A 24,774-nucleotide genomic window follows, 5' to 3' on the forward strand; every position below is an offset into this window, starting at 1 on the left:
GTCACGCTACTGGGCGCCGGAGGACGGAATCCCCTATTTCACCAACCGTTCACCTGCCGCATACGAAGAGTTCCGCAGGCGCGCTCAGAAGCAGTAGTGCCCTGGTGCATATCCGAACGCATGGACGTCCCCATTCGCCAGCAGCAGGTCGTCATCGACACTCCACGTATGCGCATGGTCCCCGCGGACCTGGACGAAGTTGAACCGGTCGGCCGAATAGATGCGCGCGCCACCAGCGACGAGCCGCTGCTGCAGTTCTGTGTCCTCGCCGAGGGTGCGTTCGGCGAAGGGATTGTCCAGCAGCGTCGACCGGTAGGTCATCAGGGTCGGGCCCATGACGAGATCGGTGAAGCGATGCTCGCGTTCGGGGAACCGACGGATCACGATGTCGCGGCCACGGATGTGGAGATAGTGCGCCTGCTTGCCGACGAGATCCGCATTCGAGTAGCGCAGTGCCGCGAGCTGATCGCCGAGGTAGTGCGCGCCGTAGACGTCGTCGTCGTCCATCTTCGCGATCACTTCGCCGGAGGCCGCCTCGATGCCGCGGTTGAGGCAGACGCCCAGCGGCTGTGAGGAGTCGACTTCGACGATCTGCAGGTGCTCGATGCCAGCGCTCGCCGCCCGGTCCCGCAGATCCGCGGGCACCTCGAAGCCGTGCGCGACGAGGACGAGTTCCTTGTCCGCGTGCAGCTGTTCGGCATGAGTAGTCAGAACCTCGCCGAGGTGGTCCGGCCGGTTCGTCGACACAACCGCCGACACCGATGTGGGGAACGGCTGGGCATAGTCGAGACCGAGCGAATCCATCACCGTCATCGCCCGGTGCGTGTAGGTGTGTTCGGCCCAGATGCGCCGCTGAGCCAGGTGGACGCTGCGATCGCGCAGCTCCGGGCTGCGGACATAGGCGCGAAGCACCCATTCCGAATCCTCCTTCGTTTCCGGCTGCGGTACTTCGTCGGTGGGGAAGAACTCCCGTGTCGCCGCGCTGGGTGTGGTGACGACGGGAGTGCCTGCGGCAGTGATCTCGAAGATCCTCCTGGCGCACATGCTGGGGGAGTCGGTCACAGAATTGACGTTGAGGAAGACCTTGAAGTGCTTGTAGGCGGTGAGCAGATTCCGGTACGGCAGCGATCCCACGACCCGATCGGCCAGCGCTCCGGGGAACTGGTAGCGCTCGTCATTGCCGAGGAAACGGGAGAAGATCTCCAGTCCGTGCTGCATCCGTCCTGAGACGGCCTCGGCAGCACCGAGCAGCAGGTCCATCTGTGCTCGGCGCTCGGGGTACTTGTGGGCGAAGTACATACCCGCGAAGGCGATGTCGCGGGCGGCGACATCGCGAGAGGGACGAGAAGGATTGTGAATCGCTGGCTGCGCCGCAAACGGCAGAGCTGCGACACGGTCGTGGCCCAGCCGCGACTGATACTCCGGAACCAGCCGGACATCGCTGGTGAACACGACATCGCAGAGAGCCGCCAGCGGCAGGAAGTCCTCGAAATGCGGGGGATCTTCCTTGTTCCAGAAGACCGTCGGAATGTCCCGGCTTCGGCATTCGTCTAACAGCTCGGTGACCTCGGAGCTCGGGCCGGACGGGCCTGTGAGCTTGAACTTCCACAGCCCGCCGTTGCCGTTCCACGCCGATTCGAGAAAGACGAAGTCGAGGCTGTCGAGCTCGTTTGCCCACCCGGTCGGCGACAGCGGTCGGGTCGACCATTCGAAGCCGAAGCTCTCGGCAGAGAACTCATCGAGGATGACACCGACCTGGAGTCGGTCGAAGACGGGCGTGCGGTGGGGTTTCGGGAGGGGAGGGAACAGCTCGGCAAGCACTTCTGCCGACAGGCTGCCGGTTGCCACCTCGGCAGAGGTGTCCGCTGCACCCTGAGTGATCGACCGGCGACGTCGCCACTGTGACATCTGGGAAAGGCCGCCCTTGCGCAGGTGCCACAGAGCTGTCCTCACGGTGCGAAGCGGTGTACGGGGCACGAACAGGTCCTCTCAACAGCAGTCGGGGGCCAGGGAACAGATCAGAGACTCGGCCGCGAAACACAGAGTATGTCATTCGAACGACCTGATGGAGGCTCGCAGGTAAACGACAGAGAACCTTGCCTCAGGCTGTTGAAAACGCAATCAATTCTTAATCTTCGCATCGTTCTTGATGTGTGAATCCTGTTAGGGCCAATAGTACAATCGTGACGTTGCACTCGGCAGAGGAACTGCCGACGGTGTAGTTCGCGCTGTGTGGCGCACGCACCGAGCCAGGTCATGGGAAACGGATGAAAAGAGGACAGTGGGAAGCAATTCTGAGCCCATTCCCTCACGGACCCCAATGAAACGTCATGGCAGGGCACTGGCGCTCTCGCTCATCGACGGTTTCGTCTTCGCCTTCCTCGTCGTGGCGATGACACTGGTGCGATACGACTTCCATACATACATGGTCAATGCGCCCGGGATGTTCGTCTGTTCGGCGATCGCTCTGGTCGTCTTCCTCATCGGCGGACCGCTGGCCATCTACCGCGGCCGCTACCGTCGCGGATCGACCGACCAGTTCGCAGCCATCGTCGGAACGGTTGCCCTGGGCGTGGGCCTCATGTGGGTGGCCGAATTCGCCTTCGCCAGCAGCCTGCTCATCCCTACCAGTGTGCCGATCGCCGCCGGTGCGTTGATGATTGTGGGCAAGAGCCTCGAGAACTGGGTGCGCCGAAATCTGCGGCAGCGAACTCTCACGTCATCGGGGTCCTCACGGCCGACTCTCGTCGTCGGTGCCGGCAATCAGGGGACACTTGCCCTCGACATGATCGCGCAGGACACCCGGAACGAATACGTTGCCGTGGGCATCCTCGACGACGACCCAGCGAAACGGCACCTGCGTTACAACGGCACCCGCGTTCTCGGGCCGATCAGCGACATCGGCACACATGTCGACCGCACGGGTGCCGGCGTGGTCATCATCGCCATCGCGGACCTCCCGCCGGAAGAACTGTCTCGGATCGCATCGAACCTCGAATCCCGCCCGGTCGAGATCAAGATCATGCCGAAGCTCTCGGACACCCAAGTCTCCCGGCCCGAACCAGACTCTCATGACGTGGCCGGCCTGCGCCATCGCGGATTCCGCGACGTCAACCTCGAAGACCTCATCGGACGCAAACCGATCTCGACCAACATCGACGACATCGCCACAGCGATCACCGGCAAGGTCGTTCTCGTCACCGGCGCCGGCGGTTCCATCGGCTCCCAGCTGTGCCGCCAGGTCTTTCGCTTCGACCCGGCCAGACTCGTCATGACCGATCGGGACGAATCCGGTCTGCACGCCACGGAACTCGGTCTCGAAGGGTCCGCGCTGCTGACCAGCGACGATCTCGTCCTCGGAGACCTGCGCGACCCCGCGTTCGTCGATGCCCTCGTCGCAGAGGCGAAGCCGGACATCATCTTCCACGCCGCGGCGCTCAAACATCTCACGTTCCTCGAACGCTTCCCGGAACAGGCCGTGCGCACCAATGTGGGAGCCAGCCTCGATCTCCTCAACGCCGCCGTGGCCAATGATGTCGATTCCTTCGTGCACATTTCGACTGACAAGGCTGCCGGCGCAACCTCCGTGCTCGGGCGGACGAAGTTCTCCATCGAACGGGCGGTCGCCTCGGTGGCCGCTGAGACCGGACGACGGTATATGTCTGTGCGGTTCGGCAATGTGCTCGGCTCGCGCGGTTCGGTCCTCGAGACGTTCGTGGCACAGGTGGCTGCTGGTGATCCTGTCACGGTCACCGATCCCGAGGTGACCCGCTATTTCATGACTGCCGACGAGGCATGTGAACTCGTGTTGCAGGCTGCTGCCATCGGTGAACCTGGCGAGACACTCGTGCTCGATATGGGTGAACCGATCCGGATCGATGACCTTGCCAGACGAGTCATCGCTCTCTCGGGCCGCAGCGATGTGCAGATCGTCTATACGGGTCTGCGTCCGGGCGAGAAGCTCACCGAGGCGCTTCTGTCACCTGGCGAGGTCGACAGCAGGCCGAAACATCCTCTGATCACTCAGGTGCCGATCTCCCCGATCGATCTCGCTGCGCTGAGAGACCTCGTGGCCGAGTCGCGCGATCCACGTGTCTTCACGAATCGGCCAGAGCTCGAAGCACACCTGACCGGACTCATCGATGCATCCTCGGCCGAACTCGAAACCGATGCCCCGGACACCGGAGCCGGCCACTGATGGACCTTCAATCGCTGCTGATCGTCGTCGTAGCCGCGGTGGCCACGGCGCTCAGCGCGCTCATCACCTTCCCGCTTCTGCGCAGGGCCGGCATCGTCGACGTTCCCTCACACCGTTCCTCTCACACCCAGTCGACGGTGCGCGGCGGTGGGATCGCCATCGGTTGCGGCATCACCGTCGCCACTGTGGTGGCGATGATCTGGAGCATCATCGAACACGGGATGTTCGGAGTCGGCAGCATCCTCCTGCCGATCGGATTCCTGGTGCTCACCTGGTGCTATTCGGCGATCGGGATGAGCGACGACCTCGACTCCCTGCGGCCGGCAGGACGCCTCATCGGACAGGTGGTTCTGGCACTGATCTTCAGCGCGACCATCGCGATGTTCTCCACTCAGGGCCTCGCCCATGCACTTGCCTTCGCCGTCATCGGAGTCACCACCGTCAATGCGGTGAACTTCGTCGACGGTCTCAACGGCTATGTCTCCGAGTGGACAATCGTCACCACCGGGTGGTTCGCCTTCGTCGGCGCATGGATCAGTGAGAACGACCTGACGCTCCTGGCCCTGGCAGTGGCCGGTGCGGCCATCGGATTCCTGCCCTTCAACCTGGGCCGGGCGAAGGCGTTCCTCGGAGACACCGGAAGCTATGGAATCGGTGCTGCCGTCTTCGTCCTTGCTGTGTGGCTGTTCGTCCAGGGCGTGCCGATCGTCGTCATCGTCGCTCCGATGATCTTCGTGTTCTTCGACGTCGGGCTCACCCTCGTGCTGCGACTCTTTCGGGGCGAGAACATCTTTCTGCCGCACCGCGAACACATCTACCAGCGCATCCAGCAGGCCGGCTGGCCGCACGGCGCCGTCTCCCTGTTCCATGCTGCGCTGAGCGTGCTGGCGTGCATTCTCTCCGTGCCGACGCTGGTGGGCGGCAACACGGCTTCGACGTATCCTTCTCATGTGTTCTGGGTCTTCCTGCTCGGGCTCTATGCCCTCGTGCCGCTGTGGCTGCGCAAGCGCAATTCCGCCGAGGCGGTGCCCACATGAGAATCGTCCTGCTCAGTCACTATTACTACCCGGAGGTCGGTGCCCCGCAGCGTCGGTGGCGGATCCTCAATGATCACCTGCGCACGGCCGGGCATGATGTCATCACCGTCGCCCCGCATCCTCATTATCCGTACCCGGATCGGGACGGGTTCTTCGGCTCCAAGGTCGGTCGGGGGCGGAAGCGTGTCGAGATGCGCCTCGGTGGCACGTGGGACACAGGGGTCGATGGAGAGCGGATTCTGCGCGTGCCCTACTTGCACAGTGGTTCGTCGATGGCCCGTCAGCTGCTCGATCAGACAGTCTCTGCCACCGGTGCCTGGTCTGCCGTCGTCGACCGGCTGCGCGGTCGTATGAAACCCGATGTCATCGTCTCGACGACCCCGGCCCTGCCGTTCCTGCTCGCCGGGGACGCGCTCTCGCGACTGCTGCGGGTGCCGCACGTCGCCGAGGTTCGCGACGCCTGGCCCGATCTCATCTCGGAGATGAACCTGGTCACCGGTGCTCTCGGTCGGTATCTGCCGAGCTCGATCACCGGGCGTCTCGAGCGGGACGTCCTGCCGAACCTCTTCACCCGTGCTCAACGGCGGGCCGCTGTCGTCGTCGTCACCACCGACGGCTTCAAACAGAGGCTTGAGGCCCGTGGCGTCACCGCCGAGGTGGTGCGCAGCGGAGTCTCTCCGGCAGAACTCGCCGGTGCCTCGGGACTGACCGCGACTGGCGCGATTCCCGTCATCTCGTCCGAAGCTGCGGAACTCTCTGCGCCCTCTTCCGATACGCAGAAAGGCAGAGGAGGCGGCGGTCTCAACCTGCTCTACGTCGGCACCGTCGGGCGCTCTCAGGACCTGTCCACCGCGATCCGTGCCCTGGCGAGGACCGAAGGAGTTCGCCTGCGCATCGTCGGCGACGGCGTCGACGCGGCAGCGCTCAAGGACGATGCCGAGATCAATCGCGTCCCCGTCGAGTTCTTCCCCCAGCACGCGGGTGCAGAGCTCGCCGCGCACTGGGAGTGGGCCGATGCCGGACTCGTCAGCCTCAGTCCGCTCGATTCCTACGAATACACGGTCCCGTCCAAGCTCTATTCGCTCATGGCCCGGCAGATCCCCGTCCTCGGCGTCGTTGCAGGGGAAGCTGCCGACATCATCATCGGCACTGCGGCCGGCGAGGTCGCCAGCCCCGGCGATGTGGATGCCGTCGCATCCGCCATGACGGTGATGCGCGACCGTATCGAATCTGGTGAAGCCTTCGGCCGGAACGCCCCCGGCGGCATGGACCCGCGCGAATGGGTCATCCGCCATGCCTCGGCCGCGGCGATGGGCCATGGCTACGAACGCATCCTCAGGCAGGCGATCGCGTGAACCTTTCCTTCCTCGCCCGCCAGATCACCAACGTCGTTACGACAACGGCCGCGCACATCACCGACGACCGCGTCTTCTTCGGTATGCAGCTCGCCCGCCGTCTGCCGGGACCAGCCTCGAGACTCGTCGGCCGAGCGCTTGGCCGTTTTCCCAGCGAAGCCGGACAGGCCGCATCCGCGTGGTTGGTCGGTCAGGAGACGACCGCCAAAGAACTCGTCACCGCGGCGCGAACACCCTCCCGACTGCTCGGCGAGATCGCCCTCAACCTCGGTCTGCTCGACGAGGCCGAGACCATCGCCGGGGCGGTTCCTCGAGCCGCCGCACTGTCCTCGCGCATCCGGTGGACCAAGGGAGACATCGACGGAGCCATCGCCGTGCTGCCCGCGGGCGCACGCCGAACCCGTCTCATCGAAGAGAGGCGGAGTCTGCAGCCCGGCTGGTGGCCCGACGTCAACAGCCACATCACCGCACGCCCGGCTGAGCAAAAGAAGCCGAGCCCGGCCCCCTCGGCACTGTACGTGCTGACGAACTCGTTGCCCCATACCCGTTCCGGATATGCCTACCGTTCGCACGCCATCCTCACCACGCTCAAGGAGGCCGGACACGAGGTGGCGGCGGCGACCCGGCCCTCCTACCCGATGACGATCGGGCGGGTGAGCTCGGGACCGGTTGAGACCGTCGACGGTGTCGACTATCTCCGGCAGATTCCCCTCCGCCCGCTGTCCACCCCGACCGCGCGCCTCGATGACCAGGGGAACTGGCTTGCGGCTCAGGCCCAGAATCGCGGAGCCGAGATCCTCCACACGACCACGCACTATGTCAACGGACTGGCCACCGGTGCCGCAGCAGAAGCGACCGGATTGCCGTGGGTCTACGAAGTTCGCGGAGTCCTCGAAGAAACCTGGGCTGCTGCCGGAGGCACCCCGGCTGAGCGGGAGGCTCGTCGGGCCAGTCAGCGCTTCGCACTCATGCGGGCCAAGGAGATCGAGGTCGCCTCGGCCGCCGATGCTGTCATCACCCTCGGAGAGACGATGCGTGAGCACCTCATCGCCGGGGGAGTCGCGGCAGAGTCGATCACCCTCATCCCGAATTCTGTTTCCGAAGCCGTCGTCGACGCCGACGTCGTCCGGGCCCCCGCCGAGGTACGGACCGGCCTGGGCTTGCCCGAGGCAGGCATCTGGGTGGGCACCGCAGCCTCGATCGTCGGATACGAGGGACTCGACGACCTCGTAGACGCTGTCATCGTCGCGCGCGGCCAGGGGGTCGACCTCAGGCTGCTCATCGCCGGAGACGGTGTGGCTCTTCCCTCTCTGCGCGAGCGTGCCCGTGCGCTGGGGGAGCATGCAGTGTTTACCGGACGCGTCTCCCAAGCGGAAGCGGTCGAGCACCAGCTCGCCCTCGACGCTATCGTTGTCCCTCGGAAGGACGAACCGGTGTGCCGACTCGTCACCCCGATGAAACCCATCGAAGCCATGGGGCTGGCCCGGCCGGTCGTCGTCTCGGACCTGCCAGCCCTGCGGGAATTGGTTCCGGATTCTGCAGGAGTGTGCGTGAGCCCGGAAAATCCGAGAGAATTGGCCGATGTGCTGTCGGAGCTGGCTTTCGACGAGGGTGCAAGAAAGAGATTCGGACAGAATGGACGTGAACATGTTCTCGCGACACGGAGATGGAAAGACATCGGTCGCCGCTATGGTCAGGTCTATTCCCAGCTCACAGGAGTCGCCGCGCAGTGAGTGAGAAGTCGCAAACGGTCGAGACGAAGAACCCTCTCGGCCTGAGCACGATCCCTTCGGTCTCGAGCGAAGGGCTTGTTCCCGTCGGCCGACGGACCAGCCTGCGAAGCTACCTGGCGGCCCTGTGGAACCGTCGGCACTTCATCCTCGCCGAATCACGGGCGAAGATGAGTGGATCGACGAGGAAGAACCTACTCGGCTACGGGTGGCTCTTCCTCAACCCGCTCCTGTCGGTTCTCGCGTTCTGGTTCATCTTCGGATTCATCCTCCAGTCCTCCCGTGGTATCGACAACTTCCTCGGGTACCTGGTCATCGGAGTGTTCTTCTTCCAATTCACCGGAAAGTCGATGACGGGTGGAACCGGAGCGATCCGCTCCGGAGCATCGATGATCAAAGGCTTCCAGTTCCCGCGTGCTGCGCTGCCGATCTCGGTCGTCGTCCGGAATTTTCTTGACTTCATTCCGACTCTCGCCGTGATGATCGTGCTTATTCTGATCCTCCCTGAAGCGGAGGTGATCACATGGAGAGTTGTCCTCGTCATTCCCGTCATCATCCTGCAGACGATCTTCAACGTCGGACTCGCCTGCTTCTTGGCTCGAATCGGCCACAAGATTCCTGACCTCACGAACTTCATGTCGATCGTCAGCCGATTCTGGCTCTACGGCTCGGGAGTGTTCTTCTCCATCGAAGACCGGCTGCAAAAGCATCCGGCCCTCCTTGAAGCGATGCAGTTCAACCCGATGCACGCCTACCTCACGATCGTGCGCAATTCGCTGCTCTACGGCGTCGACACGGACCCGTGGCTCTGGTTCGTAGGAGTCTTCTGGGCGTTCGGGCTGCTCATCGTCGGCTTCCTGTACTTCTGGAGAGGGGAGGAGAGCTATGGTCGAATCTGAGCTCCAGGAACCCAACATCATCGCGGAGAACGTGCAAGTTCGCTACACCGTCAACACGAACGACCCGAGTCAACGGGCCAAGGGCCTGCGCCGTTTGACGAACATCGTTGCGGGACGTGCGGGCCAGACGACGGTCCGCGCACTGCGGGGAGTGAACTTCGTCGCGCGCGAGGGCGAAATGGTCGGTATTGTCGGAGCCAATGGATCCGGAAAGTCGACATTCCTGCGCAACGTCGCCGGTGTCGAACAGCCGGACCGGGGACGCATACTCGTCCGCTATCAGCCGTTGCTACTCGGCGTCAGCGCTGCACTCCAACCTGCGCTGTCGGGCAGCGAGAACGTGCGGCTCGGATGTCTGGCGATGGGACTATCGCCCGACGAAGCGGCTGAAGCCTTTGACTATGTCGTCGAGCTCTCGGCGCTGGGGTCTGCGATTCACCGGCCCATGGGCACGTATTCGTCGGGCATGGGTGCCCGCCTGAGATTCGCGATCGCGTTGGCGGCCCGACCGAAGATTCTGCTCATCGATGAGGCGCTGTCGACGGGTGATGCGACGTTCGCAGAACGAAGCGAACGGGCGATGGACGAACTCCTCGCCGAAGCCGGCACGGTGCTTCTCGTCAACCACGCGGCCAAGGTGATCCAGGAACTCTGCACTCGCGCCGTGTGGATGCATCGCGGCGAGATACTCATGAATGGCCCTGCCGAAGCGGTAGCGGAGAAATACCGCTGGTGGGCATGGAACGTTGCCAAGGGCAAAGAGGACATCGCTGACAAACTCCTTGCCGATGTGATGAGCAATGCGGTCAAAGAGGAGATCAACATCCTCGAGCCCGAACTCATCAGCAATCCCATTCCGCGCCACGCCGCACGATCGGCGAAGCAGAAGATCGTCGCTGCGCGCCATGTCAAGCGGAATCAAGAGGTCGACGTAGTCGAAGAGACTCCGATTCCGATGCTGGCGGCTGCCGAGGAGCAGGTCTGGCCGGAGAACTTCGATGCCGAGATACCGAAGGCCAAGTTCCCATCACTGCCCAAACCTGCCTCTCAGGCGGTGAGCGCCCCGCGAATCTCGGATGCTCCGCCGCTGCGATTGAACCCGAGTAAGAAGCGAGTGGTCCTGCGGGCAGCGAACCCGAGCGATCGGGCATCGTCTGTTGCCGCTGCCGATGACTTCACCGGGCGGAGGCTTGCTTCTCGCGCGCGTAAGATTGCCGATGAACGGTATGAGGAGCGACAGCGTTTGCGACAGGAAGACGATGCGCCTGCCGTCCACCAGGATACGAATCGATGAAGATCGCCATCTTCGGTTCCTGCGTGAGCCGTGATACGGCAGAGTTCATGCCTGAAGCTGAGGTCGTTGCTTATGTGGCCCGGCACTCGGTGACGAGTTTGGAGTCGCCACACGGCACAGCCGGTATCGATCTCAGTGATCTGAACTCGGCTTTCCAGAAGCGCATGGTCACCAGCGATCTCAAAGGAACAGGCATCACCCGGATCCTCAAGAACGCGAAGGACCTCGACGTCATCCTCCTTGACCTGGTCGACGAACGACGAGGATATTGGAAGTTCCCCGATGACTCCACCATGACGAACTCGATTGAAGTCGAGTCGAGCGGAGTGGCGCGCGATGCGCGTCGTTCTGGAGCACGTCTCGTCGAGTTCGGCACTGATGAGCACTTTGAAGCCTGGAAGGCCGGATTTGAACAGCTCATCGCCGAGCTCAAAAAGGCTGGGCTGTGGGAGAAAACCATCCTTCTCGACATCGAGTGGGCCGGCGCGGTTGACGGAGCTCCGCATCCCAAGAACGACGGATTCGCGAGGCTCGGCCGTGGATGGAGACGTCTCCAACGCGGAGCGCGCGAGGCCGGTCGTGACCTTTCGACCGGTCGCGGAGTGGGTGAAGCCTTGGGGAGCCTGCGAACGGTGAAACCGACTGAGGCAGAGGAATATGCCGATCGTGCTCTGTCCGCGAATACCGAATACATACGGTACCGCCGAACGGCGCGACGCTTAGCTGCCTTCTCAGTGGTGAGAGCAAGCTACGAACTCCGGATCGATAGAAACCACAAATGGGGGCCTCAGCCTTTCCACTACCGGGAAAACGACTACCGATCGATAGTCACCGAGCTTCTAGCCCAGCGGCCCCTGGCTGACTAGGAGCCGAATCCGACGGTCGTCGACAGAAAGACAATTAGGTAGTCGCCTCACAAGACCAGTACGACAAGCAACTGATGACACGATCGTGCTTCCATGTCGAGTTCGTCCTGCTACCACATGCTAATTAACGTTACAATCAGTACACATGAACTTAAGGTTTCTGGAAGGCTCAAATTGACACTGGATCGCCCAAACTCTGGGATACGAAGATTCATGCGTAAGTCCGTCAGCAGAGCAGTGGGTAAGTCCCGTGCGACGGCGAGGCGCCTGGACTCCGCAACAGATCAGCAGGGTGACTCCCCAGCATGGATGGAAACTAACTATCCGGAAAAGTCTACAAGTGAGACAGAAACCAGGGGCGGGCCGACATCGGAACCATCAGTTGCTGAGAGCGCGCTCCTCAATACTGTTGAGGTCGAAAGCGCAGACTTTGACCTAGTGGGATCTGTCACAATACTTGGCGACACGACCATGGAGAACTCGAATTCCCTTCGTCTGTCCCATCAGCTGTTTGGTGACCTGAAGGTCAAAGCCAGATGCCTTATTCCCTGTCATACAGATAAGAGCGCAACACTGAGTGACGGACCTGCGCTTGTTCCAGGAAACGAGGCCGATAGGTCAACAGAGTCGCCTAACCATTTCCATTCGAATAGTCATATGGGGCAACTTCAAATTCATGATGTAGAAGTTGCTAGCGACCTGAACTTTGCTGAGCGCATAAACCGACTCCTTGATCATGTGGATACTGAGTACGTGCTTGTCGCACCTCAGCATGGACGTCTTGCGCCAGGTACGATCTTCGCAATGCTCGCAAAATTCAGCGACCCAAGAGTCGATTTTGTATCGGCAAATGTGAAGCACATCTCTGACGTCGGGGACGTTAACTCCCCAGGCTTGGCCGAAACCCACAATAAGGACAGGGTCATAGATTTCCATGATGGATACGTCGGCCTCAACGATACTGACCTAAGCAACAAACTATTTCGCACCAAGTTCTTGAAGAGCGTCGCTCAGAATAGTATAGGTCGGCATCTTTCTGCTGAGATCTCGGTGGTGCTCGAGGCATTCTGCAGGTCCGAGCTTTTTGCGGTATCAAATCAGGTTTTGGTTGAGGTTCCGTACCCCTCGGAAAGCGCGGCGTTGCGTCGATACCGATCGAACCAACTAGATTTAGAGCGTGAAATTGCAAAAGTGGAGAATGGAATAGACGCCCTAAGTGGAGATGATCGCTTAGAAGTTGCTCACCGATGGAAGATACATGCATTTGATTCGCTTCTCTCCCCCTATTATCAGCTAATACCGCGTGTCGATAACTGTTATTGGGAAAGTTTCGTGTCTAAAATACGTTCCTTCAAACAGTATATGACTGATGGAATATTAGGTGAGCTAAATGTGCATAATCGTATCTTACTGCATCTAATTTCGAGCGGGAATCGTGAAGATTGCGAAGCGGTTTCGTATAGCCGTAGCGATCTCGGATCTAAATATCGTATTGAATTTAAAGATGGCCGACCCGTTGCAGTGCCAAATTACCTAACTTACTTGGTCGAACCGATACCGGACCACCTGCTCGAATGCCGTGCAGAAGAAATTGTACTCGAGACCGGAATCCTCGACTATAGTTGGTTGTCGTCGACTGTATTGTCAATTACTGGATGTGCCTGGGTCAGTGGAATTGACCTTTCTCGCTGCGACCATGAAACGCATATCGAGTTGATCAATATCTCTACTGGTGAGCAGCACCGCCTGGAAACTAAACAGGTCGAATTCCCCAGGATTGATCTGATAAGCAACGACAGAAACCTTTCGTACTCTCGGGCGGGCTTTATAACTGAGATCGATACTGGCGTGCTTCCCGGAGTCGAAGACGCATCGGTCGGGGCTTCACCGGTGTGGCGTGTGAGAGTCACCACCAGTGTCGCTGGCCTGGAAGTTGCCTCAGACTTCAAGTGGCGAGACAGGACCGGAGCCGGAGCACGACTCGATGTGCAGCCCATCAACTACGGATCGCGGTTGGTTCCCGCATTCACCGCCGATCGTGGTCTTGAGCTCACGTTTGATCGTCCTCGATACATTGTTGACTCCATTGTTCGTCAGGGGAGAGTGTTCAACGTTCGCGTATGGTCGCCGTTCGGCAGTATCGCTTCGCGTCTGAGGGCGACTTCAGCTGAAACCGGGCAGACTTCCTTTGCGAGCTTGGTCTCTTTCGACGGTGAGACGGCAGAGTACGAGCTGTCTTTGCCCTCGGCTTCGGCGGAAACTAGATCATCGACCGAGTGGGAATGGAAGCTTGTAGCTGAAAGCCGGGATCTACCGCCGGTGCCGCTTGCATGGTCCGGTTCTGAACGGGATCTGGAAGCCTCGATTGATCCAGGACAGGCATTGACGCTCAGTCTGACAGGGTACGGCTACCTGCGAATGCTTGAACGTCGGTGGCGGATGGTTGTAACTGACTGCGAGATAACCGCTGACGGCACGGAGATAGTCTTCAGCGGGATCTGTGACGTCGACGCTCGTAATGCTCCTCAATTTGTGCTTCATAATTCCCGAAGCTCAATTGATGCGGTAGAGACGAAAGTGACTATCTCGTCAAAGCCCGGTGGGAACGTCTTTGAGACACGTTTCCAACTGAAGGCAGAGGCTTGGGGGTACGAAGGCCTCGCGAGACCTGCTGGCGCCTACAGCTTACGTTACGTTCCCAGAGGGGCTGACGCTGCGAAAGGCCACTGGCTGCTGGCATCTTCTCAGTTGAGCAATCGGATGCCGAAACGGTTCAGTGCTTATAAGTCCTCGATAGAGGTGAGCCGCACAAGCAAAAAGGGTGCTGTCAAAGTTCACATTCGACCCGATCTTACCGACTACGAGTTCACCAGGCAGGGACAGAGAAGTCTGCAACTAAAGTATTTCACTGGTAACGAAGTTAATCTTAGTGCCCCAGCTCGCGGAAGATACGTAGTTGTTGAGTGCTTCGGCGGTCGTCGTGCCACCGATACAGTACTGGAGCTGGTGAATAGAATTCAGCTGGATTATCCGGATACACCCATCTATTGGGGAATATCGGACCATTCGGTGCCTCTACCTCCTGGCGTCCATGGAATCATTATAGATTCCGAAGAATGGTACCGGCGTTTAAGTGACGCACGCCTGTTGATAAATAACAACAATTTTCCGCACTACTTTCGAAAGCGAGCGGGCCAGTATTATCTTCAAACTTGGCATGGCACGCCATTGAAGCGGCTCGTCTTTGACGTAGAGAGAAGCAACTTTTCATTATCCTACTGGGCGTTGATGGCCCGCGAGGCTGGGTACTGGGATCTGTTGATTGGGCAGAGCGAATCGGCAGCGCAGGTCCTCGCGAAGGCATTCCATTATGACGGCGAGCTCTTCTATGATGGATATCCACGAAACGACGTTCTGAAGTCAACCGATGCAGCGGAGAGAGGCCAGCTTGTTAAAGCCTCGCTAGGCATAGACCCAGGTCAGAAAGTCCTCCTCTATGCGCCCACTTGGAGGGATAACGTCAAAGCAACGTCCTCGCAATATGCGATGGTGACGTACCTCGATTTTGATGCTTTTGCTAAGGCATTGGGTCAAGAATGGACTATTCTATTGCGGGGCCATCACAATGTCGCGAATAGTCGCAGAGTCTCTGCCGTTGACATTATTGATGTCACGGACCATCCGAGTGTTAACGACCTGTACTTGGTGGCTGACGCTCTTGTCACTGACTATTCTTCGGTTATGTTCGATTATGCTGTAACAGGTAAGCAGATTGTTTATCTGGCACCAGATATCGACGCCTATGGTGACAGCACTCGGGGATTTTATTTCGATCTATCTGACGCGGCGCCCGGACCGATAGTCAAAACCACCGTGGGGGTAATAGATGCATTGCGCCACATGACTTTGACACAGTGGCGGTACATAGTTAAACGCAAAGAATTCAGTCAAAGATTTGCCCCGAGAGATGACGGGAATGCCACTGAACGCCTCTATGAGAGGTTGCCGCTCGAATCGATTTTCGATTGAGTGGAAGGTAAGGCTGATGTGCAGCCCTGATCTGTTTCCTACCCTAGGCCGGAATCGAGTGAGAAGATGACAAACACTTTTGTGACGAACAGTGAGTCAATTCGATCGTTGTCAGTGGAAAACTTTCCCTCTGGGAAGCATGCTGTCGTTACGTGGGCGATTCCGGATAACTTTGGCGGAATGACGAAGGCACTATTGCATCGAAGCGAGTCGTTCGTTCGGCACGCCGGTGTGAGCGTGGACATCCTGACATTCGATTGGCGCGAGTCGTACGAGCCGGTAAGAGAAAGGCTTCGTCAGAGTGGGGCGCTTATCGACGGTATGCGGGTGCTCAATTTTTGGGAAACAGTGGCAGACATACCCGATGCCTGCCTTGCGGAATTTGTCGGGACACGGAATACATCCGAAGCCTACGAACCGCTTTTTGAGTCCATGCACTATCCGGAGTCACTACAGGGAATGGGCTCAAAAAAGTGGACGGCGGGCACCGAGCAACAGATCTCTGTCGATGGGTACTTTCGGCCGGATGGGTCGCTCTTTCTAGCGAGAGTGCAAGAGCTAGACAGTGGCGGTAATGTTTTGCGGAGACGGGTGCGGATCTATCACCGTGACGGATCTGTTGCCGGGGAATGTAGAGCTATACGGGAGCTGTATTTCTCGTGGCTCGATTATTGGAGCTCTCAGAACGAATCTTTCATGATTGTTGATAGCAAATATGCGGCCAATCTTCTCGTGAAGTACCGCCGGCCCCATGTCTACACGATCTATATGGTCCACGGTTCACATTTAGAGTCGAATGACCAAACGCCCTTTTCGGAGCTGTCTAAAAGTCGAGGCGTTGCATTTCAGAACCTTCATCGTTTTGACGCGGTATGTGTACTTACCAGCCGTCAACGCGATCACGTCATCACTCGGTTTGGCGACTTGGGCAATCTCCACGTCGTCCCGAATGGGCACACTGCACCAACACCAGATAAAGGTGGAGAACGCGAGGCAGCTCGGGGTACTATGCTCGCCATCTTGTCGAAGCGCAAACGAGTCGACCATGCTATACAAGCGCTGTTAGGTCCCGGAAAAGAACTACCGGAAGGCGCGAGTCTCCACATCTTCGGTGTGGGCGAGGAGGAACAACGTTTACGAGGTCTAATCGGAGAGTCAGATGATTCTGGCAAGGTTGTGATGGAAGGATTCACGAACGAGCCTTATGCCGAATTCGGCAGGGCATCTTTCTCGCTGTTGACCAGCGCTGCCGAGGGATTCCCCCTTGTTCTTTTGGAGATGATGGCTGCTGGATGTGTTCCCATTGCGTACGATGTCAATTACGGTCCTTCGCAGATTATCGACGATAAGGTGAATGGCTATCTCGTGCGACGGCAGGATCCTGTGGACCTCCGAGTAGCTATCGATTCCTTTCTTGGACTATCGGATGACGAGAGGACCAGGATGCGCGAAGCTGCTATCAAGAAATCTGCAGAGTTCTCTGACCGGACAGTTGTTGGCTTGTGGAAAGTTGTTTTCAACGGGCTGCAGCGCCGGAGCGATTCGGGTAAATCGGTGGAGTTTACAGTTGAGAATGCTGCTGTTACATATTTCGGCGATGACCGGATGCGTATACAATGTAAAATCGCGATGTCGTCGGATTCATTGCCTAGTAGCGCTGTTTGCATAGCAGCGTATGCTCGCGATGGTGGATTGTATCTACGACGGAATATCTCTGAATTTAGAATGTTAGGGGGTGGGGCATATGTTGTCAGTGCAGATCTTGGAGCAGAATGCTTTCCCGAAAGCGCGCCGGCGATACTTGACTTCTATTTTGAGGTGATCGAGGATGACCGTGTGGTGCGGCGACGTCTCCCCTTTGCGCAAAAATCGCGTCTACCAGCTGTTTATGGAACCATACACGGAAACCTGAGTTTACGAGCTTGACTTAGGCGCCCACTCCGGGGGAAATCCTCCTGTTCTAGGATATTCACGGGCTGGCTCTCAACTCTTGTTATCGACGAAGTTCTTGCAACCCTTAGTTGTAGAGCTCGGTCTTTAACCATGTGAGGGGCGTATGGCGCCACGGCCTTGACCCGACCGGCTCTTCATAAATAGGCGGGTAAAGTGTACGGAAGCGCTATTTGGTAGCACCTGTGTAACGAAGTCGTGTGTAACCTCGCGACATCGTGGACACTGAATCTCACCACATCAGGGACAACCAGTCTCAGAGCTTTGTACGTCCTGTCACGTCCGCTACCGAATACCGATTCCCTACAGGTAAAGAGGTGCCGGGCCTACAGTGTGGAGGAGGGTGCGGATGATGTAGTCGCACCGGTTGCGGAATCACTGTGCGAATGCAGGGAAGCGGTACTCGGTAGCACGCGTGGAACGAAGTGGTGCAGGAGCCCGGTACAACCTCCGTTGTGAACTGTCGGTTCTAACAAGCGCTACGCGCTGTTCGGAAGCGGCGTTCGGTACGCTGAATGCCAGGCGAAGATACTGCCCTCTACTCAGAATCAAAGCGCACAGGGAAGTGTTGAACGATCACAGTCACCTCGCTTGTATGCAGCTAAGGCGTGTGCAAGTTAACGGGTCTAGCACCGCCTTGTTGAAGGCAAGTGGTAAACCGCAACGTGTGTAGGGAAGCGGTATTCGGTAGCGGACGTGGAACAAAAAGCTCTGAGACTGGTTGTCCCTGAAGTGGTGAGATTCAGTGTCCACGATGTAGTGTCAAGCCCCGGGTTTGATGGAGAGTTTTCTACTTGGAAATCGTCAGCTTGTGCACGAGCTAGGCAGCCCGTGGCAGCGCGTTGAAATAGTCTGCTCGGAACGCAGCGGGAGTCGCACCACCGAGTGCTCCGTGAGGCCGGTACGTGTTGAACCAGTGCACCCACTCCGCCGTGGAGATCTCGACATCATCAATACCTTTCCACGGACCCTTGTTCCGGATCAGCTCGGCCTTATAGAGTGAATTTAAGGCTTCGGCAAGGGCGTTATCGTACGAGTCGCCTTTCGACCCGACAGAGGCGACGGCGTCTTGTTCGGCCAGGGCCTCGCCATAGCGAATCGCCCGATACTGGACCCCGCGCGATCTGAGTGGTGCACCAGCCCGGATAGGTCGCCACCTGCACGTTTCCGCTGATAGATCCCCATCTGCAGAGCATCAAGAGCCAACTCGGTATGCAGCGATCTCGAGACTTGCCAGCCGACGATCTCGCGGTTGAACACGTCGGTGACGAACGCGACGTAGACCCACCCGGTGAACGTGTGCACATAAGTTATGTCGGCAACCCACAGCCGGTCAGGGGCGAAAGCCGCGAAGTGGCGATCGACGAGATCGGCTGGACAGTTCTCCCGCGGTGCTGACCGTGTGGTGTTCGGTGCTTTGGCCCTCTTGATCCCGTGTAATCCGAGGTCTTTCATCAGGCGTTCGATCGTGCATCGGGCTACATGCCCGCGCCCTAACGGGTCGGGTTCGCGGTTGAGGACGATGTGCATCTTCCGGGCTCCGAACGCATCGTAGTTGTTCGTATGCACCCTGCTGATCTCCTCTTTCAGGATCTCGTCACGTTTCTGCCTATTCGAGGCTGGCCGCTGTTTGCGGGCATAGTAGGTACTCGGAGCGATCTTCACGCCGGCAGCACGCAGCGTGGAACAGATCGGCTCGACTCCGAATTCGTCCTTATGCTCGTCGATGAAGGCGACGATTACTTCGAGGGGCGGTCGAGCTCCGCCGCGAAGAAAGCCGACGCCGACTTCAGGATCTGGTTAGCCCGGCGCAGTTCCCGGTTCTCTTTCTCGAGGTCCTTGATCCGCTGGGCATCAGCGGTGGTGGTGCCGGGCCGGTCGCCGGCATCGACCTGGTCCTGGTTGACCCACGACCGCAGCGTTTCGGGGTTGACACCGAGCTGGTCGCCGATACGGCGGAAGATGCCGCGGCGGGCACCCGGGTCAGCTTCGAGTGCGTCGAGGACCATGCGGACTGCTCTCTCACGAAGCTCGAGCGGGTATTTCTTTTGGGGCATGACAGGGAAGTCCTTTCCGTGGCTTCACTGTCTCCATTATTCCCGGGGCGAATCATAGCGAGGTTACACACGACTTCGTTACACAGGTGCTACCAAATAGCGCTTCCGTACAACGTGAAAAAGATCTGCCAATGGCGATTAATACATCTGACTACCACGTTTTAACGATAGACTGAACTGACTTCATCTCAGCACGGCGTTCAATTACTTCGTTCTTAAGACGATCTAGGCGAGTCTTCTGGCTAACGATTTTATGCTGTAGGATTTCAAAGCCTTCAGCGACCCTCGCTTGAATCTGATCGGGATCCGTAACGGCTGTGATTGGGATGAGGTTCTGTTGCTTAATTCCATTAGTAGCATTATCGAAGGGTAGGTGAGAGCGCTCCGTGTCTTTATAATGATGCTTTAATCCGTTTTTATCGAGAAACGACGTAAAATGCTCAAAATTGCTCTCATGTACATTTTTGGGGCTATTAAAATCGAACTTCGAGACCAGATCACTGAGGTCTGCGTCCGGGTTGATGGCTGAAGCATCGAGATGCGGAAGATTGTGATATTCCGCGAGTTCCTTTAGACGCGAACCGTATGCAAGAGTCAGGCTCGGGATTCCCGCATAGGTGGGGATAATGTTTCCATGAATTCTAGTTCCAATGGAAAAGTCCTGTTCAGCCATGTAGTTGACCCAGGATATGAAGTCAAAGAAGAACTTGATTCGTCCGGTCGCGTAGGGCGTGTCGGTTAATGTCTTCGGGAAGTTCGGAACTGTCTCGCGTGCCATGTTGGCATTTGGGTCTATAGTGCCATAGTAGTATTTGCAGAATTCACCGATGTCCTGTGGTATGTAGACTGAGCTTGTGTATGTCGCTGCAATCTTTGTGAGGAACTGCAGGGCCGACTGCGGTGCCTTGGGTGTCATGTTGTAGGTGATTTTCGCATCAGTGAGATCCGGTACGTCTCGTATCGACAATTCGGGTCCTAAGTCGTACAGAGTTGGATCTCCGATCACTTCAAAGTGTCTCCCTTCCTGAAATCCCAAATGCTTAAGGTAGCGTCCCGATATTTCACCACGTAATCCTACAGAAGCAGATCGGTCGAGTACGGCTTTTATGAAGTCTTTAACTGTCCGATCGAACGTAAATGAGCTATCAAATTTCTCGTCTATCGAGAATGCTCCACCGATACCTATGACCACGACCGGTATTTCTAATTGTTTAATGAATGAGGTTAACCTGCGCATTTCGCCAGCAAAATGCGCTCCCATGTCGTTAGCCATGGGGAGTATGTACATGGAATAGTTTTCGTTGACCGCGTCGGCATCTGGAAGGCGTGCACCGTACCAATCGGATTCTACCTGAGTTTGCTCGCCGCTTAGGTTTCGGAAAATCCCATAAGGGAAAGCTACATTCCCTGTATTGTTGTGGAACGCGTTCATTTCCCAAGCTTGTCTCGGGGTTATGTGCTCCGCTGGAGAGGGGGTCGAGCGTACTAGTATGCGGTTCATTTATCGCGCCTCTTTATGGTTTTTGGTCGTATTGTGTTCGCATTTGGCTCTCGCCTAGTTTTGCTCTAATCGCTAGTGCGTGTAGCCTTCGAAGGTTTTCTCGAGCTCGTCAACGATATCTCTTCGCCCGACAGACTTTGCGAGTTCGAGATTCTCCATAGAAAACGCGTAGTCGCCTTTCGACTTAACTTTGAATGTGTGAATACGCGAGATGTCGAGACCATTTGGAAATGTTTCGAACTGATCAATAACCCCTTCCAGTTCGAGTGCAATCATTGTGCGTGTGCATTTCTTGCATCGCCCGCAATTGTAGTCCCCAGTGCGTTGATAGCATACTCGCATGTGTTTTTGTGCGATGGTGTCATGCGCGATGGCTCTTGTTTTTTCGGTGCGGGAGGTTCCAGCACCGTCGTGAATCACTGAAAAGTATTCTGTTGACCAAAGCGGGTCTGTAAGTGGGTGACTTCCCCAGGGGAATAGGTCAGCGTATGAGTAACTTGCGGGCAGGCGCAATCGTCCGCATCTTTTGCTGAGTAGAATCGCCATGCTTGCTACGGCCGCTGCGTGCGAATGTTTTCCCCAGGAAAGGTAGGGGTTTAAGAATCGTCGAACGGTCGTGACCCCCTCGACCAAAGCTTTTTGTGCAGTAACGCTGGCGGCTGATAGATGGCTGGACATTAGACTTCTGAACGTTTTGTTGTTCACGCTTACGTCGAACCCGTGTACGAATAGCAAGGTGTCTATTTCATCGTAGTTGGTATGAAGCGTGTACAGGGAGTCGACTCCTGCGGTGAATGTTGAGACTGTTCCGCTAGCGACTTCCGGTGAATGTACGGCACTTCGGGGCTCTACATACAGCGCCGCTCGTTTAAATGTTTCTGGGTACCAGGATAAGTATATATCTTGGATGGTTTCACTGTTTTGCATCAATTTTGGAGATACGGCCGTCTCCATAACTAGGGGAGTTCCACTCGACATGGCTAGTAACAGCCCGATCGGAAATAACGAGTCGCTGACGGCCTGCACAGAGGGCTCGTGCGTCTTTGGCAGGCGGAAGCGCAGCTTCCCTGCCGGCTTGGTGCCTGCGATATCTACAACGATGCGTACGTCGTCGCCAAGGTCTTCTAGTTTGGGTGTCGCAATGTGAACCATGTCCTTATGATACCTGTTCGGGCGATGCGTCGGACTACGCCAGTTTGCGCTATATCGGAAGATTCGGATTTGGCCTTTTCCTGTGGGCTGTTCGTTTATGCCGGCGGTTACCAGGGATTTAGTTCTGGTTGCTGATCGCCTCGGTGCACCTGAAGGGCTAGCGAGGTGTACTATACGCTCGGTTTTTCAATGTCGTGCTCACGATCGTACGATCGCGGTACTCAGAATTCTGCGTTCGCGGTTTCCCGGGCTCTGTTCGTGGTTTGAGAGTAGACCGAGGATGGCGAAATCTGGTGATCTAGGTTGGGGCGACGAGGATGAGCGGCCTGCTTGCTGGTGCAAATTGTGGGCGAGCGTCTTTTCGCCGCTCTCTGCGCGATGTCACCGAATGCATCAGATGAGAGTGGGCATGCGACTAAAGCTTGGCTTATGTCTACTGGGGAGATTGAGACCGCCGGTGCAGGCTGAGCCCCTGGATGCTGTCTGTGGGCTGCACAGTGACTGCGGTTTGCTCTGTCTTGACGCCAATTGCATAGATGTTGCACGAGTTCAATGTTGTGAATGATCAATACCCCAATGACACTATGTATCGGAAGAATGCCGGTAAATCTTGGCTGTGCAAGGCGTTCTTCAGAGCAGGTACAGCCTCGGGATCGAAGTCAACCTTCACGGCGCCGTCTTCTTCGCGGCGCGAGTTAGTGGGCACAGTTACCACGGCGATGTCATCCGACTGCAGGGCGCGGAGACCATTGCCGATCTTGCCGAGCTCGAGCGTAGTCAGCTCAGGATTGTGCCGAATGCCCGCGGCGAAGTGTCCGAGCACTGCCGCACCCTTGTTCGGGTCCTTGACTAGACCGCCTGTCTTGAGCGCCTGAACGAGAGCTCGGAGGACTGCGCGCTGGTTGCGGGTGCGGGTTTGGCCGGCATCATCAACAGGGTCGGCGGCAGTGAAGACCTGTGTTGCTGCTCCGTCGAGGTTGTTCGTGCCTTCGTCAAAGTCGATTCCGGTCGCGCTGAATGCTGTGCGACTGTAGACCGGGAGACCGCCGAGCTGGTCGATGACCCGGCCCAGTGCCTTTGCTTCGAGTTCGGCGATGTGGTCGATGCGGATGCCGAGGAACTCTTCGGCCATGGCGACGATGACCGGCCAACCACCTTCATCGGCAATTGCACCGAACGTCTGACCCGACTCGATGAGAGTCGACGGGTTGAATACGAGAACCGCAGCGAAGTCACCGGTGGCGGGAACATGCAGGACGGCGAAGGTGTCGCCCTGACTGTTCGTACGGGACTGCGGGGCCGCCTCGGCGAGGAGACCGTTGTTCTTCACCCGCAGCAGGAGGGTGCGAGCGTCGCTGGCGGTAGGGCGGATGCCCTCGGGAGGGAAGGCCGCCTCGGCAGGAATCGTCTTCGAGGCATCGTCGAACTCGGCCCGGGCGGAGTTGAGGTCTTTGAGAGACCCGATGGCGGAGACCATCTTTGTCAGCTTGGCCATGGCAGTTCCACTTCCTCTGTCTGGTCAGACGGTGATGTTCACAATATTAACCGCGGGTGGGATCGTATACCGATCCCACCCGCGGTGAGGATTGCTGTGGAGGCTTGTTTAGCTCAGCGGAGGCCGAAGAGTTTGCCCAGCGGCTTGCCGGACGACTGTGGCCACGTTTCCTTGGCCGACTCTGCAACTTGTGCCTGTTCGACCGGCTTCTCGACGGGCTTCACCGGGGGAGCCGGCGGGAACTCTTCGCGGGCGGGAGCCGCCTCGGTGACGGGTCCCGGGGTCGGCGCAGGGGCAGGCTCGGTGGTGGGCTCCGATGTAGGAGCCGGGGTTGCCTCGGTGCGGGGCTCCGACGGTGCAGCGGGAGCCTCGACCGGTTCCGGTGCTTCCGTGACGGGGGTCGGCGCCTCGGCGCGGTTCTGATCCTCGGCCGTCGATGCGCTGGCGGGGGCCTCAGCCTCGGTGGTTTCGGATTCCTGGGATGCGACTGCGTCGTCCGCGGAATCGGCGGGGGCCGCCTCGGCGGGTTCTTTGATCAGGGAGAGTTCGAACTCCAGCGTGATCTTGTCGCTGACGAGCACGCCGCCGGAGTCGAGCTTCGTATTCCAGGTCACGCCCCAGTCCTTGCGGTCGATGCGGCGGCTGCCCTCGAGGCCGGCGCGCAGGTTGCCGAAGGGATCGGACTCGATGCCGATGAGCTCCAGCGGAACCGAGACGGTCTTCGTCATGTCACGGATCGTCAGCTCGCCGGTGACGATGAAGGAGTTCTCGTCCACCTCGTCGATGGCCGAGGAGACGAACCGGATCTCCGGGTAGGTCTCCACATCGAAGAAGTCCGCCGAACGCAGGTGATTGTCCCGGTCCTCGCTGCGGGTGTCGACGCTCGCGGTCTTGATGACGACCGTGGCGGTCGAGTCCGAGAGGTTATCGGCGATCTGAGCCGAACCGGTGACGTCGTTGAATGCTCCGCGCACACGCGAGATCATCGCGTGGCGAGTGGAGAAGCCCAGTCGGGAGTGGGCGGGATCGATGTCCCAATGACCGGTGATCCCGGGTGCTGCTGACATGGGGTAGCTCCTTCGGTTCCTCCGCACTCCGTATGGGGAGGCTGTCGTTCTCGTGTGATCGGTGAAACGGCAATCGCCTACGTAGTCTTACACGCGCGGGCGTCTGTGTGCCACCTCACCGAGGGGTGTTTCGGGGTGTGGGAT

At 58.3% G+C, this 24,774-nt stretch carries 14 protein-coding genes, 1 pseudogene and 1 other annotated feature; of the genes and pseudogenes, 9 read left to right on the plus strand and 6 right to left on the minus strand.

What is annotated here, in order from left to right:
* Positions 1 to 84: 84 nt before the first annotated feature.
* Entirely contained in the window at positions 85 to 1,977 is a 1,893-nt protein-coding gene (locus tag J9314_RS03040) for a glycosyltransferase family protein (RefSeq protein ID WP_246490580.1), read from the minus strand.
* Positions 1,978 to 2,320: 343 nt separating this feature from the next.
* On the opposite strand from J9314_RS03040, the gene J9314_RS03045 reads away from it, so the two are divergent.
* The 9 genes from J9314_RS03045 to J9314_RS03085 all read left to right on the plus strand — a co-directional run bounded on the left by J9314_RS03045 (position 2,321) and on the right by J9314_RS03085 (position 17,334).
* Positions 2,321 to 4,198 carry a nucleoside-diphosphate sugar epimerase/dehydratase gene (locus J9314_RS03045; protein ID WP_210604457.1) on the plus strand — a complete coding sequence of 626 codons (1,878 nt, stop codon included), beginning with the start codon at positions 2,321 to 2,323 and terminating at the stop codon, positions 4,196 to 4,198.
* Positions 4,198 to 5,235 (plus strand): MraY family glycosyltransferase, encoded by a 1,038-nt coding sequence (locus J9314_RS03050; RefSeq protein ID WP_210604458.1) that lies wholly within the window; start codon positions 4,198 to 4,200, stop codon positions 5,233 to 5,235. The genes J9314_RS03045 and J9314_RS03050 overlap by 1 nt, the downstream gene beginning before the upstream one ends.
* Positions 5,232 to 6,590 (plus strand): glycosyltransferase family 4 protein, encoded by a 1,359-nt coding sequence (locus J9314_RS03055; RefSeq protein WP_210604459.1) that lies wholly within the window; start codon positions 5,232 to 5,234, stop codon positions 6,588 to 6,590. The genes J9314_RS03050 and J9314_RS03055 overlap by 4 nt, the downstream gene beginning before the upstream one ends.
* Entirely contained in the window at positions 6,587 to 8,323 is a 1,737-nt protein-coding gene (locus tag J9314_RS03060; protein ID WP_210604460.1) for a glycosyltransferase family 4 protein, read from the plus strand. Before J9314_RS03055 ends, J9314_RS03060 begins: the two co-directional genes overlap by 4 nt.
* Positions 8,320 to 9,219 (plus strand): ABC transporter permease, encoded by a 900-nt coding sequence (locus J9314_RS03065; protein ID WP_210604461.1) that lies wholly within the window; start codon positions 8,320 to 8,322, stop codon positions 9,217 to 9,219. The genes J9314_RS03060 and J9314_RS03065 overlap by 4 nt, the downstream gene beginning before the upstream one ends.
* Positions 9,206 to 10,513 carry an ABC transporter ATP-binding protein gene (locus J9314_RS03070; RefSeq protein WP_210604462.1) on the plus strand — a complete coding sequence of 436 codons (1,308 nt, stop codon included), beginning with the start codon at positions 9,206 to 9,208 and terminating at the stop codon, positions 10,511 to 10,513. Before J9314_RS03065 ends, J9314_RS03070 begins: the two co-directional genes overlap by 14 nt.
* Positions 10,510 to 11,379 (plus strand): DUF6270 domain-containing protein, encoded by an 870-nt coding sequence (locus J9314_RS03075; RefSeq protein WP_210604464.1) that lies wholly within the window; start codon positions 10,510 to 10,512, stop codon positions 11,377 to 11,379. Before J9314_RS03070 ends, J9314_RS03075 begins: the two co-directional genes overlap by 4 nt.
* A 657-nt stretch (positions 11,380 to 12,036) precedes the next feature.
* The gene (locus tag J9314_RS03080; RefSeq protein ID WP_210604466.1) at positions 12,037 to 15,408 is read left to right on the plus strand and encodes a CDP-glycerol glycerophosphotransferase family protein; all 3,372 of its coding nucleotides are present in this window, start codon (positions 12,037 to 12,039) and stop codon (positions 15,406 to 15,408) included.
* A 66-nt stretch (positions 15,409 to 15,474) separates the two neighbouring features.
* Positions 15,475 to 17,334, plus strand: coding sequence for a glycosyltransferase (locus tag J9314_RS03085; RefSeq protein ID WP_210604467.1), 1,860 nt, complete (start codon positions 15,475 to 15,477; stop codon positions 17,332 to 17,334).
* Between the two features lie 844 nt (positions 17,335 to 18,178).
* Here J9314_RS03085 and J9314_RS19420 read toward each other — a convergent pair.
* The 5 genes and pseudogenes from J9314_RS19420 to J9314_RS19370 form a co-directional block, all read right to left on the minus strand.
* A pseudogene (locus J9314_RS19420) lies at positions 18,179 to 19,415 on the minus strand (IS3 family transposase).
* Positions 19,009 to 19,137: a sequence feature (AL1L pseudoknot), on the minus strand. Its footprint overlaps the pseudogene before it by 129 nt.
* Positions 19,416 to 19,566: 151 nt before the next feature.
* A complete protein-coding gene (locus J9314_RS03100; RefSeq protein ID WP_210604470.1) occupies positions 19,567 to 20,847 on the minus strand; it encodes a polysaccharide pyruvyl transferase family protein in 1,281 nt (426 codons plus the stop codon).
* A gap of 141 nt (positions 20,848 to 20,988) precedes the next feature.
* Complete coding sequence (locus tag J9314_RS03105; RefSeq protein WP_210604473.1) at positions 20,989 to 22,068, minus strand: hypothetical protein; 1,080 nt, start codon at positions 22,066 to 22,068, stop codon at positions 20,989 to 20,991.
* Positions 22,069 to 22,633: 565 nt separating this feature from the next.
* Positions 22,634 to 23,563: an LCP family protein gene (locus J9314_RS03110; RefSeq protein ID WP_210604475.1), complete on the minus strand. Its 930-nt coding sequence runs from the start codon at positions 23,561 to 23,563 to the stop codon at positions 22,634 to 22,636.
* Between the two features lie 113 nt (positions 23,564 to 23,676).
* Entirely contained in the window at positions 23,677 to 24,630 is a 954-nt protein-coding gene (locus J9314_RS19370) for a YceI family protein (protein WP_343207042.1), read from the minus strand.
* Between the last annotated feature and the right edge of the window lie 144 nt (positions 24,631 to 24,774).

Source organism: Brevibacterium oceani, from assembly GCF_017948325.1.
In the GTDB taxonomy this organism is placed as follows: Bacteria; Actinomycetota; Actinomycetes; order Actinomycetales; family Brevibacteriaceae; genus Brevibacterium; species Brevibacterium oceani.